The 18,172-nt window shown below is 31.0% G+C and carries 21 protein-coding genes; 15 read left to right on the plus strand and 6 right to left on the minus strand.

Annotated features, from left to right (window positions below):
* Positions 1-45: 45 nt before the first annotated feature.
* From CLOCEL_RS05205 to CLOCEL_RS05230, 7 genes are all read left to right on the plus strand, one after another.
* Entirely contained in the window at positions 46-1,377 is a 1,332-nt protein-coding gene (locus tag CLOCEL_RS05205; RefSeq protein ID WP_010076349.1) for a serine hydroxymethyltransferase, read from the plus strand.
* A gap of 174 nt (positions 1,378-1,551) precedes the next feature.
* Positions 1,552-2,079: a GTP cyclohydrolase II RibA gene (gene ribA, locus CLOCEL_RS05210; protein WP_010076348.1), complete on the plus strand. Its 528-nt coding sequence runs from the start codon at positions 1,552-1,554 to the stop codon at positions 2,077-2,079.
* Between the two features lie 674 nt (positions 2,080-2,753).
* Positions 2,754-2,951: a hypothetical protein gene (locus CLOCEL_RS05215; RefSeq protein WP_029169262.1), complete on the plus strand. Its 198-nt coding sequence runs from the start codon at positions 2,754-2,756 to the stop codon at positions 2,949-2,951.
* A gap of 316 nt (positions 2,952-3,267) precedes the next feature.
* The gene (locus CLOCEL_RS05220) at positions 3,268-4,374 is read left to right on the plus strand and encodes a glycosyltransferase family 2 protein (protein WP_242655223.1); all 1,107 of its coding nucleotides are present in this window, start codon (positions 3,268-3,270) and stop codon (positions 4,372-4,374) included.
* 22 nt (positions 4,375-4,396) lie between these two features.
* The gene (locus CLOCEL_RS05225) at positions 4,397-5,770 is read left to right on the plus strand and encodes an MATE family efflux transporter (RefSeq protein ID WP_010076345.1); all 1,374 of its coding nucleotides are present in this window, start codon (positions 4,397-4,399) and stop codon (positions 5,768-5,770) included.
* Positions 5,771-5,939: 169 nt separating this feature from the next.
* Entirely contained in the window at positions 5,940-6,017 is a 78-nt protein-coding gene (locus tag CLOCEL_RS22725) for a hypothetical protein (RefSeq protein ID WP_157629760.1), read from the plus strand.
* Between the two features lie 144 nt (positions 6,018-6,161).
* Entirely contained in the window at positions 6,162-8,360 is a 2,199-nt protein-coding gene (locus CLOCEL_RS05230) for a glycoside hydrolase family 3 N-terminal domain-containing protein (RefSeq protein WP_010076344.1), read from the plus strand.
* A 366-nt stretch (positions 8,361-8,726) separates the two neighbouring features.
* On the opposite strand, the gene CLOCEL_RS05235 is transcribed toward CLOCEL_RS05230, so the two are convergent.
* From CLOCEL_RS05235 to CLOCEL_RS05245, 3 genes are all read right to left on the minus strand, one after another.
* Entirely contained in the window at positions 8,727-9,035 is a 309-nt protein-coding gene (locus CLOCEL_RS05235; RefSeq protein ID WP_010076343.1) for a hypothetical protein, read from the minus strand.
* Positions 8,996-9,202: a hypothetical protein gene (locus tag CLOCEL_RS05240; protein WP_010076342.1), complete on the minus strand. Its 207-nt coding sequence runs from the start codon at positions 9,200-9,202 to the stop codon at positions 8,996-8,998. Before CLOCEL_RS05240 ends, CLOCEL_RS05235 begins: the two co-directional genes overlap by 40 nt.
* 158 nt (positions 9,203-9,360) lie before the next feature.
* Complete coding sequence (locus tag CLOCEL_RS05245; protein WP_010077629.1) at positions 9,361-10,302, minus strand: IS982 family transposase; 942 nt, start codon at positions 10,300-10,302, stop codon at positions 9,361-9,363.
* 351 nt (positions 10,303-10,653) lie between these two features.
* Between CLOCEL_RS05245 and CLOCEL_RS05250 the strand changes: the two genes are divergently transcribed.
* Positions 10,654-11,172, plus strand: a complete 519-nt coding sequence (locus CLOCEL_RS05250; protein ID WP_010076341.1) for a GNAT family N-acetyltransferase — start codon at positions 10,654-10,656, stop codon at positions 11,170-11,172.
* A gap of 41 nt (positions 11,173-11,213) precedes the next feature.
* Entirely contained in the window at positions 11,214-11,861 is a 648-nt protein-coding gene (locus CLOCEL_RS05255) for a chloramphenicol acetyltransferase (protein ID WP_010076340.1), read from the plus strand.
* A gap of 178 nt (positions 11,862-12,039) precedes the next feature.
* On the opposite strand, the gene CLOCEL_RS05260 is transcribed toward CLOCEL_RS05255, so the two are convergent.
* Complete coding sequence (locus tag CLOCEL_RS05260; RefSeq protein ID WP_010076339.1) at positions 12,040-12,414, minus strand: pyridoxamine 5'-phosphate oxidase family protein; 375 nt, start codon at positions 12,412-12,414, stop codon at positions 12,040-12,042.
* A gap of 207 nt (positions 12,415-12,621) precedes the next feature.
* On the opposite strand from CLOCEL_RS05260, the gene CLOCEL_RS05265 reads away from it, so the two are divergent.
* Together CLOCEL_RS05265 and CLOCEL_RS05270 are read left to right on the plus strand one after the other, a co-directional pair.
* Positions 12,622-13,125 carry an RrF2 family transcriptional regulator gene (locus CLOCEL_RS05265; protein ID WP_010076338.1) on the plus strand — a complete coding sequence of 168 codons (504 nt, stop codon included), beginning with the start codon at positions 12,622-12,624 and terminating at the stop codon, positions 13,123-13,125.
* 164 nt (positions 13,126-13,289) lie between these two features.
* Positions 13,290-14,150, plus strand: a complete 861-nt coding sequence (locus CLOCEL_RS05270) for an effector binding domain-containing protein (protein WP_010076337.1) — start codon at positions 13,290-13,292, stop codon at positions 14,148-14,150.
* Between the two features lie 369 nt (positions 14,151-14,519).
* On the opposite strand, the gene CLOCEL_RS05275 is transcribed toward CLOCEL_RS05270, so the two are convergent.
* Positions 14,520-15,464, minus strand: coding sequence for an IS3 family transposase (locus CLOCEL_RS05275; protein ID WP_341271460.1), 945 nt, complete (start codon positions 15,462-15,464; stop codon positions 14,520-14,522).
* A complete protein-coding gene (locus tag CLOCEL_RS05280) occupies positions 15,431-15,715 on the minus strand; it encodes a transposase (RefSeq protein ID WP_013291642.1) in 285 nt (94 codons plus the stop codon). The genes CLOCEL_RS05275 and CLOCEL_RS05280 overlap by 34 nt, the downstream gene beginning before the upstream one ends.
* Before the next feature lie 102 nt (positions 15,716-15,817).
* On the opposite strand from CLOCEL_RS05280, the gene CLOCEL_RS05285 reads away from it, so the two are divergent.
* The 4 genes from CLOCEL_RS05285 (at position 15,818) to CLOCEL_RS05300 (ending at position 18,094) form a co-directional block, all read left to right on the plus strand.
* Complete coding sequence (locus CLOCEL_RS05285; protein WP_013291643.1) at positions 15,818-16,201, plus strand: HIT family protein; 384 nt, start codon at positions 15,818-15,820, stop codon at positions 16,199-16,201.
* Between the two features lie 259 nt (positions 16,202-16,460).
* Positions 16,461-16,913 (plus strand): GNAT family N-acetyltransferase, encoded by a 453-nt coding sequence (locus CLOCEL_RS05290; RefSeq protein ID WP_013291644.1) that lies wholly within the window; start codon positions 16,461-16,463, stop codon positions 16,911-16,913.
* Between the two features lie 86 nt (positions 16,914-16,999).
* The gene (locus tag CLOCEL_RS05295) at positions 17,000-17,323 is read left to right on the plus strand and encodes a hypothetical protein (protein ID WP_010076334.1); all 324 of its coding nucleotides are present in this window, start codon (positions 17,000-17,002) and stop codon (positions 17,321-17,323) included.
* A gap of 261 nt (positions 17,324-17,584) precedes the next feature.
* A complete protein-coding gene (locus CLOCEL_RS05300; RefSeq protein ID WP_010076333.1) occupies positions 17,585-18,094 on the plus strand; it encodes an AAA family ATPase in 510 nt (169 codons plus the stop codon).
* The last annotated feature ends 78 nt before the right edge of the window (positions 18,095-18,172 follow it).

The following is an 18,172-nucleotide window of genomic DNA, read 5'->3' on the forward strand; positions in this document are numbered from 1 at the left end:
ATAAATTAGAAAAACTATAATAATTGTAGAAAAGGTACTGTTGATATGAAAAACAAAGAGTTATTTTCCAAAATAAATGAATTAATTGCTTCTTATGATCCGATGGTGGCAGAAATTATTTCTGCAGAGAGCTATCGGCAAAGGAATACTATTTCTCTTATTCCTTCTGAAAATTATGTGTCTGCTCAGGTAGCATTGGCATTAGCCTCATCTTTTACAAACAAGTATTCCGAAGGATATCCACATGTTTGGAAAGAAGGTGTCTTAATTGATAAAAATGGAAGGTACTATCAAGGTCAGAAAAATACTAATAAAATTGAAAAACTAGCTATCCAAAGAGCACTTGAATTATTTACAGATATTCCCTCAGATTATCATGCTAATGTACAGGCTACCAGCGGTGCACCTGCCAATCTTGCAGTGATAGGAGCTTTTTTAAAGCCTGGTGACACGTTGATGGGACTTGCCCTTGATTTTGGTGGGCACTTGACTCATGGACACAAAGTAAGTGTTACCAGTCATTATTACAATGCTGTTCATTATAAATTAAATGAAGATGGAAAACTAGATTATGATGAAATTGAAAAATTGGCTGAAAAGTACAAACCAAAGCTTATAATTTCTGGAGCTACTGCATACACGGGAAAGATTGATTTTGAGCGATTTGGAAAAATTGCAAAAAAAGTAGGTGCTATTTTATTAGCAGATATTTCGCATATTGCTGGTCTATGTGTAACTGGCGAGCATCCACATCCGTTTCCACATGCAGATGTAATTACTTCTACTACACACAAAATTCTTAGGGGACCTCGAGCAGGTATTATTGTATGCAAAAAAGAATATGGTCCCCAAGTAGATAAAGCTCTTTTTCCAGCATTGCAAGGCGGACCACATATGAATACAATTGCAGCTATGGCTGTTGCATTTAAAGAAGCTTTATCTGATGAATATAAGGCATATACACAGCAGGTTGTTAAAAATGCAAAGGTATTGTCAGAAAAATTAAAAGAATACAATTTTAAACTGATTTCAGATGGAACAGAAAATCATCTAATTCTTTTAGATGTTATAAACAATAAAAATGGTATTTCTGTAAAGAATGCAAGTTGGTTTGCTGAACGATTAGAATTTGCTGGAATTGTGACTAATAAAAATACAGTTCCTGGAGATGCTAAACCATGGAATCCTTCCGGAATAAGAATTGGAACACCAGCAGTTACTACTTTAGGTATGAAAGAGAACGAAATGGTCAAAATAGCTGAATTGATAAGGTTAACTGCATTACATGCAGAAGATGATTCGAAACTGACTGAAGTAAAAGCTGATGTAGAATTATTAGTTAGCAAATTTGCACAAAATAGTAATTTCATTATTTAAAAAAAATTTTTATTTTCGAGCTAAAATTTCTAAATTCTGATGGTGGAGAATTATTTCACGAATATCAAATAATTCTTTCTACTATTAGAATACTGTTTATTTATAAATAATTGCAACAACATGTATGTTGAAAGTTTATGATTATAAATGAAATAAGATACGAGGATGTTATTAATGCCGAATAATTATTTGAAAAAGTCAGAAATATTTACTTTCCCCACAGAATATGCTCTTTTCAAAGCACAGGTATTTATTTTAAAAGATGGAACAATGCCAGTAGTTGTATCTTTAAATCAAGATCATTTAAGTTTGAATGATATACTAGTACGAATTCATTCTGAGTGCTTTATGAGTGAAGTATTATCATCAATACGTTGTGATTGTGCAAGTCAATTAAAAGAGTCTTTAAAAAGAATTGCTTCAGAGGGGCAAGGAGTGCTTTTTTACCTTAGACAAGAAGGAAAAGGAATGGGGTTATTTAATAAAGCCAAAGCATATTATTTGCAGGAAAAATATCAATTGAGCAATTATGAAGCCGACAAGATGGCAGGTTTTCCTGAAGATACTAGAGATTATGCATTTGTGGTTGAAGTATTGAACGAGATGAATATTCATTCAATTCGTTTACTAACCAATAATGATGAAAAAATCAGATATTTGAAGGAAAATGGTATCAATGTTCAAAAGACTTCTTTGGCGTAACTTGCTGTAAATCCATAAATATCACGATAAGGATTTACAACACTAAATCGATTGGCTTTCATTATGTTTATTAACATCAATCTAATGGACACTTAAATAGTAGGATTTGAGATGATGCCCATGATATAAAAGTCCTCCTCTTGTAATGATTGAGGTTTTGTTAGCCAAAGTCAATTAGAGGAGGACATTATTTATGTATTGTAATGAAAAATTAATACAAAAACAGTAAATTATCAAATCGCTTTATTTTTATTAAGTAATGATAGTAAGTTAAACTTTGCTAACTTGGTACAGATAATAACATTACAAATTTGGGAGAAATTAATAAAATTACTACTATTGAATTTTTGCAGTTTATTGAATGGAATTTTTAGAATATTCAACTCTGCATTCTTTTCTCTGTATCTGGGCCAAAGAAAAAGTTGAGGTAAAAACACTTATGACAGTTGAATCTAGTGCTTTAAGAATCTCCCACCCTCCTAGAAATGAACGTACCCTTTGATGAGTTTTTATTTTAGGAAACATATCCTCAAATACTTTTGGAGCAAGATTGCTATTTGCAAAGCTCTGATAAGTAAATAATTCTCTGATAAAATCAATTCCAAGACTGTATAAAAATTAGATGATTATAAAGGATGAAAGTCACCAATATCAGCAGTTATGGGAGAGTAGAGATGATGGAAATTAAGTGGAAATTAGTTCTAAGGTTCAAGGAAGGTAGTGTTGCTAGGGAGTTCGACATACTGAAAGCACTTGATGGAGATGCAAATAAAAATTGCAAATTGATTAATGAAATCGGCTATAACCACAGGATATTGAATGATATTGAGGCAGAAATGGATGATGATGCTAAAAATAAGAGAGCTGAATAAAAGCATAAAACAAATATCCTCAAGTCTGTTAGAATCGTTACGGACGCGCTTACTAACAACTGCTGAGGATACTCTTAACAGAGTGAGCCGCATGCAAATACGGTTCATTTAATAATATTATTTAATCAGGGTGCTGATAAAAACAAAAGGCTTTTATAAAATTGAAGTTAAAATAGACGGTCTACACATATAAAAATAATGTCATCTTACAAGTCAGACAGAGACTCACTTCCCCATGGTTTGTAGTTATTCGTAAGCCATATGGGCATGATTATAAAATAAAGCTCAAAAGCACCTTTTCATTACGTTCTGTGCATTGAGCGAAGCGAAAGGAATGGTTATAAAAATGAATGATAGACCATTAGTTAGTATCATTATACCAACATATAATAGAGAAAAATTGATATCAAAGGCTATTGATTCAGTTCTAAATCAAACATATGATAAATGGGAATTAATTGTTGTAGATGACAAAAGTACCGATAATACAAAAAAAATAGTTATGGATTATTCAAAAAAAGATGACAGAATTAAATACTTGTTGAACAATGGTAAAAAGGGACCGGCTGCAGCAAGAAATTTGGGGATAAATAATTGTAATGGTAATTTTATAGCTTTTTTAGATTCAGATGATGAATGGTTTAATAATCACATAGAAGAAAGTATTTATTTTCTAGAAAAAGAAGATGTTAATGTGTGTTTTTCACTATGGATTGAAAAAGATCTTAATGGAAATCAGCATAAATATTTAAGTAGTTCTGAGGACTTGGTACGAATAAACAATGCTAAAAAAGCTATGAATCTGGATATTACAAATGAAAGGATTATTTTTCCGGCACCTGATTTCTTTGAATATACTAATATATATGACTTGTATTGTTTTCACACTAACACTATGGTTGTTAAAAAAGATGTTGTAAAAAAGGTTGGTATGTTTAATGAGAGTCTTTTAGCTAGTGAAGACTATGAATACGCTATGAGAATTTTTCACGAGCATTCATTTTGCTTAATTCGAAATTATCATTTTATCTATAATCAAGGCCAAGATAACATACATAATTTTATTGATAGAAGAGCTCTTGAAATTGAGCAACTTTTTAATAAAAATATTGCAAATAAAATAACTTTTTGTGGAATTTATAAGTGTGAAATGATTAAATCAATTAAGAAGTTAGTTAAAAATTCAACTAAAATTTTAAATAAAGATAGATTTATTCAATTTTCTAATGAAAAATTAGCTATGAAGTACTATACTTTAGCAGTTTTAAATAAAAATCAAAATTCATTGAAGTCTATTATATTTCTTATTAAATCCATGTATTATAAATATTCTAGTAGGAAGATAAAGTGTTTGCTACATTTTATTTTCCCATTTATGTTTAAGGACCTAAAATTTACTAAAGATGAATTATGGCTGTACTAATTAATAGAAAAGGATATTGATTATGTTATGTAAAATAGAAACTAATAAAAAATTTTTAAAAACACTTATTGTTATTGTACTCCCGATTTTACTACAAAATGTTATTTCTTCATCACTTAGTTTTATTGATATGTATATGGTTGCACAATTGGGAGAGACTGAAGTAGCAGCAGTAGGTGTTGGAAATCAAATATATTTTTTGTTTTTAATATTAGCTTTTAGACTTGCTGATGGAGTATCGGTATATACAGCACAATTTTGGGGTAAAAAAGACTTAGAAAAAATAAATACAACTTTAGGAATTGGAATAGTTTTTGCAGTTTTAGTATCTATAGTTTTCTCTACATTAATTATTATTTTTAGTAAAGATATTGTTAGTATTTATAGCAAATCACCACAGGTAATAGAGATGGGAACAAATTTTACTAGAATTGTTTCTATTAGTTTTATTATGTTGGCACTAACTCAGGTATATAGTTCGATGCTTAGAAGTACAAAACATATAAAGATACCAGTTATAGCTAGTATCATTGCTGTTGTGTTAAATTCGGTGCTTAACTACTTTTTGATATATGGAAGGGGTATATTCCCTAAGATGGGTGTTGAAGGTGCAGCAATTGCAACTTTAATTTCTAGAGGTGTCGAAACAATAATTGTTTTAGGTTACTGCAAAAAATGTCCTATAATTGGTTCATTAAAAGAAATGTTTAAATTTACAAAAATACAAGTTATAGGATACCTAAAAACTACAATACCACTAGTTGGACAAGGTGTTGGTTGGGCATTAGGAGTTAATATGTACAGTGCAATTTATGGAAATATTAGCACTGAATCATTTGCAGCATATAGCATTGCAGGTACAGTTGAACGTATTTGCTTAATTGTTTTTACAAGCATTGGTTTGGCTAGTTCCATAATAATAGGTAATAGTATTGGTTCAAATAGAAATGATATTGCTAGAAATTATTCAAAAAAGATCATCTCTATTTCAGGCGTATTAGCTTTAGTAGTTTCAGCTTTAGTAATTTTACTAAGGAATAATATTGGTGAGATTTATAATATCAATTTGGAAACAAAAACCTATTTAAATAATTTATTGTTTGTTATGGCTATTATACTAATAGCTAAGGCAATAAATATAGTATTTATAATGGGTATTTTAAAGTCAGGTGGAGACACATTTTTTATTATGTTAGTAGATATTGGAGGAGTTTGGCTTGTTGGTATTCCTATTGCTTTAATTTCAGCATTTATATTTAGGTTGCCAATTTATTATATAGTAGCATTAGTAGCAATAGAGGAAATAGTAAAAATGTTTTGTTGTTTTTATAGATTTTTTTCAAAGAATTGGATTAGAAACTTAACAGAGATTGAACAAAAATCAATTGAAAACTGATAGATAATACTATAAAAGAATAGAATTTTGCTGCTAGTTGCACATTAAAAAAATTGATTGCACTATTATGTTGAAAGGTTGACTTCTAATTTGAGCTCCATTCTATGCATGAGTGAATGGAATGAAATGAAGGAATACAAATATTTAAAAAAGTGAAACCAGTGATCAAGTGCATTTATATGTGAAAGTACCGCCAAAGGTTATAATATCCGATTTTATGGGATATTTAAAAGGGAAAAGTGAATAAATTATATTTACAAGTTTTCGGAATTTAAACAAAAAGAAAAAACACACTTTTAGGCAAGAGGTTACTTCGTTGACACTGAGGAGAGAAATGATGGACAAATAATAAAGAAAATCCCTATTATTATTTATGAAGTGAGGAATCGTGATGCTATCAAATAACAAAGATATTGAAGAATCAAATTTTATAGATTCTCTGATTGGAAAAATGACAATAAGAGAAAAACTAGGTCAAATGTATCAAATATGTATTGAAGCTAATAACGAAAATGTAGCATTTAATTTAGAAGATGATAGATCGTTGGTTAAAAAAGGTTTTGCTGGTTCAGTAATAAATCTAGTAGATCGAAATTTAATACAAGAGTACCAAAAAATCGCTGTTGAAGAGAGCCGATTAGGAATACCGCTTATTTTTGCACGTGACATAATTCATGGCTTCAATTTAATTTTTCCGATACCTTTGGCTCAAGCTGCTTCATGGAATCTGGAACTTGCTGAAAAGGCAGCGGCTATTACTGCAAAAGAGGCTACTATATGCGGGATTAGATGGACATTTTCCCCAATGATAGATGTTTCTAGAAACCCAAAATGGGGCAGAGTAGCTGAAGGCTATGGTGAAGATGCATTCCTTGTATCCTCGTTTGCACAAGCGGTTATTCGGGGATATCAAGGTGAAAATTTGTCAGATCCTTCATCCTTGGCAGCTTGTTCTAAACATTTTGTTGGTTATAGTGCAACTGAAGACGGAAGAGATTATAATGTTACTCCAATTCCTCCGAGAGAACTGAATGATGTATATTTGCCACCTTTTCTCTCCAGTGTGAAAGCTGGTGTTGCAACTATTATGGCAGGTTTCAATGATTTGGATGGGATACCAATGTCCGGAAACAAAGAACTTCTTAAAAAGTTATTACGCGATGAATGGAATTTTGATGGAGTTGTTGTTAGTGATTTTAATTCAATTACTGAGATGATTTTTCAAGGGTTTTGTCAGGATGGTAAGGAAGCAGCATTAAAATCAATTGAATCTGAAATTGATATTGAGATGGTAAGCTTAAATTATATGAATTTTATAGAGAAGCTTATTGAAGAGGGATATATTGACACTGAACTAGTGAATAAGTGCGTTAGACGAATTTTGAACTTAAAACATAAATTAGGTCTTTTCAAAAATCCTTATTCAAATAATAATTTTACTGAAATAAATTCTGATTTTGATAATAATGTTGCATTAGAATTAGCAGAGCAAAGTCTTATATTGCTTAAAAATAACGCATCATTTCTTCCTTTGAAGGATGATGTGCAGAAAATAACTGTAATTGGACCTCTTGCTGATAGTAAAATTGACCAAATGGGATGTTGGTCTATGGATGGTGATATAGATAGAGTCGTTACTTTTTATGAAAGTATTAAGTCATATTGCTTAGAGCAAAATATAGAGTTATATTACGATTCTATTCTTCCAGATTGTCGTGTCTCATTTGAAACCATTGATGATGTGACTGTAGAACATATTCGAAGGTCTGATGTTGTTATTGTGGTAGTTGGTGAAGATTCACTGATGAATGGCGAAAAACATTGCCGTGCATATCTTTCATTACCATTAGGGCAATCAAAGATGCTTGAAAAAATAGCTGAAATAAATAAAAATGTAGTAACAGTTGTATATGCAGGACGGCCATTGATAATTAAAGATATCTTGTCAAATTCCACTTCAGTTTTGTATGCTTGGCACCCTGGTTCAATGGGGGGCAAGGCTGTTACAAATATATTGTTTGGTAAATCGTCTCCTTCGGGGCGCCTACCAATATCATTTCCAAGAGCAGAGGGGCAAATTCCAATATATTATTCTCATAAAAATTATGGTCGACCACCTCTAGAGCGCCCAATCTCAGTAAATGATGGCGATTTTCATAATTCTATAGGGTGGACTTCAGAGTATTTAGATATTAACCATAAACCATTATTCCCTTTTGGGTATGGAATGAGTTATACCAAATTTGAATACTCTGAGATTAAATTGAACAAAATTATTTTAGATATCGATGATTCTTTAGAGGTTTATATTAATGTAAAAAATGTCGGTAGTGTTGATAGTTATGAAGTTATTCAGGTATATATAACCGATGTTGTAGGATCTGTAACAAGGCCTCAGAAAGAGTTAAAAGCATTTGAGAAGGTATTTATAAAACAGGAAGAAATAGTGCAATTAAAATTCAGTATCCCAGTTAAAAGCTTTAAATTCACTGATATAAACGGAGACTTTGTTGTTGAACCTGGTCAATTTAAGGTATGGGTTGGAAGCAATTCTGAAGAATGTTTGAATATGGAGTTTTATGTTAAATAATAATGTTTTGGTCAACTATTTTTGATTGTTAATTCTTAAAAGGTATCGCTCCATCCCAATCTGCGTACTGGGTAAACAGGAGGATAGAGTGAAAGAGGGAACACCCAATGAACAACTTACACAAAAGTATTTTAGGTAAGAAAGAGAATGTGAAACTTTATAGGCATTTGCTAATAATAACCTATTTTGTTTAGTATATCTCGAAAAGCCAATAATACTTTTGTGTCAGGTGTGTATAGTAAAAAAAATGACCACTTTTGTGTTTTGAGTAGAGTAATGTGAAAATTTTTCTGTAAACAACATTATTGAATAGTTATTTTTATGATATTGAGGTTACTAAGGTGACCTTCTACATTTCAATTTTCCCTACATTTTTCGAGATAACATTAACATACAAGCAGGGACCCTTGCCTCAAAAATAGAGTTGTCATATTCAATAAATCCAAAAGTTTCATAAAGATGCTTTTCTTTTTGCAAAGGTTCTATATTTCCTCTTAAAACATTTGCGGTAATATGTTTTGAGCAATCTAATTGTTTTAATGCAAAATCAATTAACTTTGCCCCAACGTTTAAAAAATCAAATTCTTCAAATACTCCCAAGAAAGTTATTCTATTGTAAGTTCGTGAAAAAGCAACTATCCCCATAGATTTTTTTGAATTATCATTAATCGCCATGTATGCTTCATTTTTTTGTATTTTGAATTCATATATAAATCAAAGCCTTCATAGAAAATGTTTATATCTGAAATTAAATTTTCAACTATTTTGTCTGATTCATGAGCAAGATTAAGCCAAGTTTGACAATCAGCAAAAGATAAATTTTGAATTACTATGTTATCCATGTTCGTTACTCCTAATTGTTTATTTGAAATATAGTAGTCCACAGTTTTTTAGTTGGTTAACCTGTTGTGCTAGCAGATAAGTTTTCATTAAAAGGATATTTATACCATGATTTTAGGCAGTCCTATCCTATTGTCTCATATACTGTTTTTGGAAATTATTATCCGAATACTAATTCTTTAATCTTTGATATTTCTATACCTATATTAAAAAATTTATTTATAAAATAGCAAAGATTATGAGCTAATATTTTATTTGATATTCTTGTGGCAAATCCCCAAGTTGATTTTGTAAGAACCCTCTGCATATTTAATTGCTCGGAGAGCTGAGAAAAAGTAGTTTCTACTCTACGACGAGCCTTGAATATCAACTGCCTAAAAGGTTTTAAAAGTTTAGTTTTACTATTGTTACGATTTATTGTTAAAAGACGAATGTACCTTGTTTCTTTTAATTGCGAAGCAACTTTTTGACCTATATATCCTTTATCACCTATTAGTATATCAATCTCTGAATTAGCTGTGAGTTCCCAGACGACATCTCTGTCATCAATATTTGCTGCTGTTACAGTAAAATCTGTGATATAGCCATCGAGGGCTACTAAAGCATGTAATTTGAATCCATAATATGTTTCTTTTTTCGAAGCGCATCGCCCGTAGGCAGCCTCCGGCTTAAAAGCTTTATGGAAATGAGCTCTCCCAAACTTACACACAGGAATTGGCATACTATCTGCAATTCTCATTCGGTCATATTGATAGTTAAGAAATTTCGTTAACTCTTTACGAATTTCATCAATGACTCGAAATAATGACTTTCTAACTCTATGAAACCTCGGCCTACTACAAAAGTTGGGAAATAAGTCTCGTAGGTTTTTAGAGCAAAATCCAAACCATGCTTTTTCAGAGTCAATGGTTAAGAGTTCACCTACTAAAGAAATCGTAATTATTTCGCTATCAGTCATTACTGATTTAGCGATGTTACGACGATTTTTAATAAATGTTGGAGTTACTTTTTGGTAAAAGTCATCAATTATAACATAAGTGACAACAATAAAATCTTTTAAGTCATTTATTGTTATGGTAGAATCTTTATTAAACTCTGGCATATAGGTTAGCCTCCTATCATTAGATTAGTGGTGTTTTTTAATGATAGGTTAGCAAATATGCTGGAGTTTTTCTATTTGTAAGTATTGCCAGCGTATTTAACTAGCACAACGGGTTTGGTTAATTAAATTATATATCAGGTGGTAGTGAAATTGTGGATATTTATTATGAATTATACATTTAATTATTTAGTTTTTCTATAGTAGAGCCTATCTTTTGAGTAGGTTAAAGAATGCTGTTGAAAATAAATATTCTATAAATATACATAAATGGATGTGTGATGTATAATCGAATTATGGCACAATCGTAAGATAAGATGAAGAAAATTTACTTGCTTAATATGGGGGAATAAAGTGGAAAGTAACAAAGTAAAATTAAGAATACCTAAATTTCAAGAGTTAAAATATAGAAAAAAACTTTTAGCAGATAGAGAAACAATGTCCTATAATATAGGATATGGAAATAATGCTGAAACAGGATGTATAGAATTTAACGAAAACGCTTGGAAGGATTGGTTTTCACTATGGGTTGATAATATGCCAGAAAGATATTATGCGTATATCATCAAAGTTGATCAAGGTATACCTATTGGTGAGGTTGCTTTACGCTATGTTAGTGAAAAAAATTCTTACTGTGTTAATATAATAGTTGAAGCAAAATATAGGGGAAATGGATTTAGTGAACAAGCACTAATATTGTTAGTTGATAATGCTTTTAGAGTGTTAGGAGTAGATAAAATCTTTGATGACTTCCCAAAGTCAAGAATATCGGCAGAAAAAGTGTTTAAGAAAGTTGGGTTTAAAAGAGTTGCAGAGGATATTGTAGAGTTAACGAAGCAGGACTACTTAGCTAAAACAAATGATATAAAATAAGTCATATTTTTCTTAATAAAACCTAAGGGAGTGGATAAATTATGGGCTTTAATATAATTGATATGAATACTTGGGCTAGGAAGGAATGCTTTAATCATTTCTTTAATAATGCAAAGTGTACATACAGTATAACCGTCAATATTGACATTACAAATCTTTATAATTATACAAAAACTAATAAGTTGAGGTTTTATCCGACCTTTACATGGGTTGTTTCAAAAGTTATAAATAGCTACCAAGAATTTAAAATGGCATTTGATGAAGAAGGTAGCTTAGGATTCTTTGATGAAATTGGTCCAAGTTATTCTGTATTAAATGATAAGACTAAAGTAATGAGTGATTTGTATACGTCATTTAATAGCATATTTGAAAATTTTTATAAAGATATGGAGAATGCTTTAAACCGTTATAAAGAGGATAATACTTTTACTACAAAGTTTCAAAATAACTTTTTTATTGTTTCATGTCTGCCTTGGTTTAATTACACATCTTTTAATGTAAACAATGAAGGAAGCACTCCTTTTCTGTTTCCAATGGTAACATGGGGGAAGTTCTTTGAAGAGGATGATAAAATTATTATGCCAGTAACTATTCAGGTTCATCATGCAGTTGCTGATGGATACCACTGTTCATTATTCTTTTCAGATCTAAAAGAAATATCATTAAATCCGGAACAATATTTGAAGTAAACTCAAAAACATTTATACAATACCTATTTATATTAAGAGACGGCACATTTTAGATTGATACTAAAAAGATGCGGTCTCTTTTCTTATAATATTTATTAATAACTAAATAACTCTGATTATAGCTCCAAGGCTTATTTTTAAATGTATTTAAAGTACTTTAGTTAATAAATTTAAAAGCTTAAAGCAATTGTTTTGCAGATGTAACTGTTATCTCTAAAACTCTATTTAAAAAGGGGTATTTTTCTTTCATCATAGTAAAATCTGGGCCAGTTGTAAGAAAATTTGCAGTACCACCAACTTGAAAACCTGTTCCTTGGTAATTATTATGGCCCATAACTTCCCTAGCGCCTAGAGTGACCTTCACTTTGTTATTAGAATTTACATCATTTTCTGTACTATGCATTCCAGCTGCAGGGATTAAAATTCTTTCATCATCTGTTACCACTAGATAGGAATTCCAAGTGCAAGTTACATGTGCTTCCTCTGTTCCCCATGATACTATTGAAACTACGCCTTCGTGATTTAATACCTCATAAAATTTTTCTGTAAGCATCTTATATTCCTTCTTTCTGTGAATTGTGGATAAATGTTATCGTGGACAACACTTGTCTTTAATAAGAATACAAATTTCTTCTCGTTTTGTCAATAAGAATATTTTCCCAAGGAATATAGATTTAATGCTGTGTGATTATCTTGAATGATAAAAAATAATAGGATAATATTAATAAAAGGCTATATATTAATCAAAGGAGTATAATAAATGAAATTTTCAGTAGGAGTGGAATATGCAATACATTGCTTATTATATATGGTAAACTCAGAAGAAGGTACATCTGTGGGAATAAGGGATTTAGCTACATTTCAAGGTATCTCGGAAACTTATTTATCAAAGGTATATGCAAAATTAAGTAAGTCAGGAATAGTAAAATCTATACCAGGCGTAAAAGGTGGTTATGCACTAGCTCGTAGTGCAGAGGAAATAACATTTTGGGATGTTGTTGAAGCAGTAGAAGGAAGTGAACCATTTTTTCAATGTGCAGAGATTAGACAAAAAAATATATTATTAGATAAGGATAATTTACCAGATACACACACTAAGTGTCCTTGTTTAATAAAAGTTGTAATGCTAGAAGCTGAAGATGAAATGAGAAAATATTTAAGTAATAAGACATTGGCATGGTTGTACAATCAAGTGTATAATAAAATACTTCCAAAAGAGATGGAAGAAGCAACAATTCAATGGTTTAATAATAAAAAAAAGTAGTGATAAGGTGAACTACACCTTAATAAAGTTTCTTATTTATGATTGTTGTAATTTTCGGAAATGCTTTTAATTCATATGATTAATCCTGCAAATTCTTATAAATAATGTCGGGTAGCTTTCCACTACCTTTGTTATCATTTAATCAGGAAGGAGGTCTTAGGAGTATGGATTTATTAACACAACTGAATCTGGCTATGGATTATATTGAAGAACACATATGTGATGATATTGCACTTGCAGATGTTTCTGAAGTTACGACTTATTCGTCGTATCATTTTGGTAGATTATTTTACTATATTGCTGAAATGCCGCTATCTGAGTATATAAGAAAACGAAAGCTGACACTTGCAGCGATGGAATTGCAAAGCAATGATGTAAAGGTAATTGATCTTGCTGTTAAATATGGTTACGATAATGCTGACAGTTTCACACGGGCATTTGTGAGACAGCATGGTGTAACGCCTACAGTGGGACGGCAAACAGGTGTTATGTTAAAAATATTTACTCCTTTAACCTTTCAAATTAAAATTAAAGGAGTGCAGGAAATGAATTGGAGAATTGAACAAAAAGAGGAGTTTGAGATTTTCGGCATTGAAAGAATTTTTCGGAACGATGATGTAGGAAAAATACCAGATTTTTGGACAGAATGCCAGAATAATGGTAGTTATGAAAGATTATTTGAAGATGCAGGAGGAAATAGAGGGGGTAAAGATGCCTGCGTTATCAATGCTATATGCGGTCATATTGAGCCGGATGCTAATGAGTTCCCATATATGCTTTTTGCAGAAAAAAAAGAGGGTTGCAGGATAGATGGCTATAAAACTGCTAAGATTTCTAAGCACACTTGGGCAGTTTTTCGTTTAGATGGTCTAAAAGACCATGATGATTGCAAGATACCTGAGCTTTTTCAACGAGCATACAGTGAATGGTTACCGTCATCGGGATATGATAAGGCAAAAGGTCCTGATATGGAGATTTATGGTGATGACTTTGAAGAAGTATGGATACCGGTAGTTAGAAAGTAGATTAAATAAACCTACTAATAAATAAAATATTATATAAATTACCTCGTCATCTTCTTATATAACGAACTAATGAAGAAGCCATATAACTTATTGTTATAGGCTTCTTTTTGTTTTGGTATAAAAGTAACATTACTCTTGAAGATATCCTATCTTTTAATTGTGTTTAAGAATGATGATGAAAATAAAAATTCAACAAATATACATAAATAGGTGTTTAATGTATAATTAAATTATGTCACAATCGTAATTAAGTGTGAACTACAGATTATTTATATAATCTGCTTATGAACTTTTTGGAGGAATTGATAAATGGACACTGGTCCTATGTCAAGATTTAGTACAAGTTAAAATGAGAAGTTTATCCTCATATTAACTCGCCAATAGCATTCCTTGCTTTTTTGCTTTTTCATACAGCTTTTCAAAATCATCTGGCGACATATAGTCGCAATGACTGTGAATACGTTGTGTATTATAGAAGGCTTCAATATATTCAAATACTAGGCGATATGATTGTCTATAATTACAGATTTTGAATCTATTCAACCATTCTCTTTTGATTAAGGAATGAAAGGATTCGATACAAGCATTATCCCATGGAAAGGCTTTCTTAGAATAGCTTAGTTGCATTGTTTCAGTAGCTTTCCGGTATTCATTTGAAACGTATTGACTTCCTCGATCACTATGTAAGATAAGTGGTTCCTCAGTATTTCTTCTTGCTTTGGCTTTGTTAATTGTTTCTATCACACATGCTGCTTCCAAAGTTTCTGAAAGCGTCCATGCGATGATTTTCCTTGAATATAAATCCATAATGCTGGTTAGATAAACAAACCTTTCTGTTGTCCAAATATAAGTTATATCACTACACCAGACGGCATTTGGGCGTTCAGGGTTAAATTGTTCATCAAGAATATTTTGAAGTTCATTACTGAAATCAGAATCTTTGGTTGTTACTGTCCAAGGTTTGATCCATTGAGCCTTGATTCCTAGTTCTTTCATATACTTGCCAACAGTACGCTGAGAAATGATTTCTCCATCCTGTTGTAGCTTTTTTGCAATTTTGGGTGCACCATAGTTTTGTTTGGAATCATCGTAAATATCCTTAATTTTTACTTTAACAGCCTCCTTACGTTTTTGCGTATCAGAAGGCATATGTTTCTGCCATGCACGATAACCAGACCGTGAAACACCCAATATTTTCAGCATTCCAGAGACGGAAACCTGGCGGTTTTCTTTCATGGCAGCTTCCGTCTTTTCAGAAACTTCTAGGTAAAGAGCTTCTGTTATTTTCCCAGAATGCTGATGGCTTTTTTTAATACATCAAGAGCATCCTGAGTATCACGCAATTCACGTTTTAAACGAGCAATTTCTTTTGCCTCATCGGAAGAATAATTGCCAGAGCCACGGCTTTCTATATCGCCAGTTTCTCGCAGTTCTTTCTGCCATCTGGAAAGAGTTTGCTGACTAATGCCAAGATTCTTAGCACACCCAACTAGTCCTAATTCTTTGTGATCTTGATAATATTGAATTGCATCAAGCTTAAACTGTTTGTCTAAATGTTTTGCCATAATGAGATCCTCCTTGGATACAATACCATTATTGTATCATATTACATATATAGGATTTTCTCATTTTAATTTGTACTATTTAGATTCTAGCACCACACAAAAATAAATTGTAAATGTTGTAATTATGCCGAAAATTTCAAATGGGTTTTATTTGAGAATGATACCACAGTTTGTGTTGCTGATGAAAATAATATTTTAATCGGTTCTTGTTACATAATACCCAAAAATCATAAGGAAACACCTTTTGATTTATCTGATAAAGAGTGGGCTGATACTAAAAATATGATTAATACTGTTAAGGAATACCTTGAAAGAAGATATAAACCAGATGGATATAATCTTGGTTGGAATGTTGGGGAAACAGGCGGCCAGTTTGTATTTCATGCACATTTACACTTTATTCCACGGTATAAAGATGAACCGTTGGCTGGTAAAGGCATTCGTCATTGGTTCATGCAAGAAGAAAATAAACGTAATAATGAATAGTATAAGCATAATCTACAGTAAACTTAATACACAATATTCTTATATAACGAACTAATAAAGAAGTCGTATAATTTATTGTTATAGGCTTCTTTTTATTTTACTACAATAGAAATACTGTTCTTAAAGGTAGACTATCTTTTGCCTAGGTTAAAGAATGATGATAGAAGCAAATGTTCCATAAGTATTCATAATTAACCACTTAATGTATAATGAAATTACTTGGAAATTGTAAGATAATACGAAGAACGGGGATGATTTAATATTTGAACACCTAGCAGACCATAAAGAATATTTAGATAATGTAATAGAGTGGCTTTGGAAAGAATTTGGTAATGAAGATAACTATGGTTTTTGGGAAAGTATAGTGAAAAATAGTTTGAGAAAAAATCAATTACCCTTAACATTTATTGCACTTATGGATAATCAGTTGGTAGGAACTGTAGGTTTATGGAGAAGTGATTTATTAAGTAGACAAGACCTTTATCCATGGTTGTCAGCATTATTTGTTAAAGAGCAATATAGGGGTAAAAATATTGGACAAGAGTTACAGAGATTTTTAATTGATTATTGCAGAGAAAAGGGATATGAAGAACTTTTTCTTTATACGGACATTTGTAATTATTACGAAAAAACTGGATGGCAGTATCTTGATGATGGTATTGAATACTCTGGTGAAAGTATAAAAATATACAAGAAAGAACTAAGTGAGTAATGGATACAATTTACTGCAATCGTACAGTATTGTGAACTTAAGATTAAACTGTGAAGTTAGAAAACTTATATAATGGGAGGTGTATTATGGAAAAATTAAAACATTCAAAACTCGGAATTGTATCTTTTTTATTAGCATTTATTCCTATCATCTATTCTTTTATTCAAACAATAATAGACGTGTTGTCACCAATAAATACAGATTTTAATAAAGCTTTGGCCATTTCTTATTTTATAATGAATTTTATGTTTGCTATATCTTTGGTTAGTTTTGTACTTGGCATTATTGGAATTACTCTAAAAGGTTATAAGAAAAGCCTAGCAATAAGTGCAGTGATAATAAGTGGATTAACTTTATTGGTACCAATTATTAGTTCGATAAAAAGCATAATAAAAATATTGAACATGTAAGATTTTTTATCAGAAAATTGTAATTTATTTTACAACATTCCTATATAACGAACTAATAAAGAAGTCATATAATTTATCGTTATAGGCTTCTTTTTATTTTGCTATAAAAATAACATTACTTTTGAAGGTAGCCTATCGTTTGTCTAGCTTGAATGATGGTAATAAAAACAAATATATCATAAGTATTCATAATTAACCATTTGATGTATAATAAAATCACTTGGAAATTGTAAGGAATTATATATACGGGAGAAAATAATAATGAAAAAATTAGTGATTTTATGTGCTACTTGTGGAGTAGGAAAATCTACAGTAAAGGACTATTTGAAAGAAAAAAGCACATTAGGGACATTTGTATTTTATGATAGTGATGATATGGGATTAAATTGGCATGATTATAAGGACGAGCCGGATGGTGCAAGAAAATATAATGCAGATTGCTTGAAAAGTGCTAATTATAGGGCAAAAGCCAAGAATATATTATTCTTTAGCTGTATGAACCCATTGGAATACGAGGAGATGCCATCAATTGAAGGCATTACAAAAACTTATTTCATAAATCTTCAATGTAGTGATGAGCAATTATATAAGAGATTAAAGGGAAGACCTAAAGAGAGAATGACTGATAGTGACGAATTTATTGAATCACAAGTTGAGTATATGAATTGGTTTAGAGCTAATCCCCATCATATGGATTGTGTTATTGATAATACGAATCTTGCTGTGGAGGAAACTGCTACATTGATAGAGAATTTTATAAAAAAGTTGTAGAGTTAGTTCTTTAAGGCAGTTGCAATCTTCTTAATGAAATTACTTGGAAATTGTAAGTAGATATTGATGTAAAGATTA

It is taken from the genome of Clostridium cellulovorans 743B, from assembly GCF_000145275.1.
GTDB classification, from domain to species: Bacteria; Bacillota; Clostridia; order Clostridiales; family Clostridiaceae; genus Clostridium_K; species Clostridium_K cellulovorans.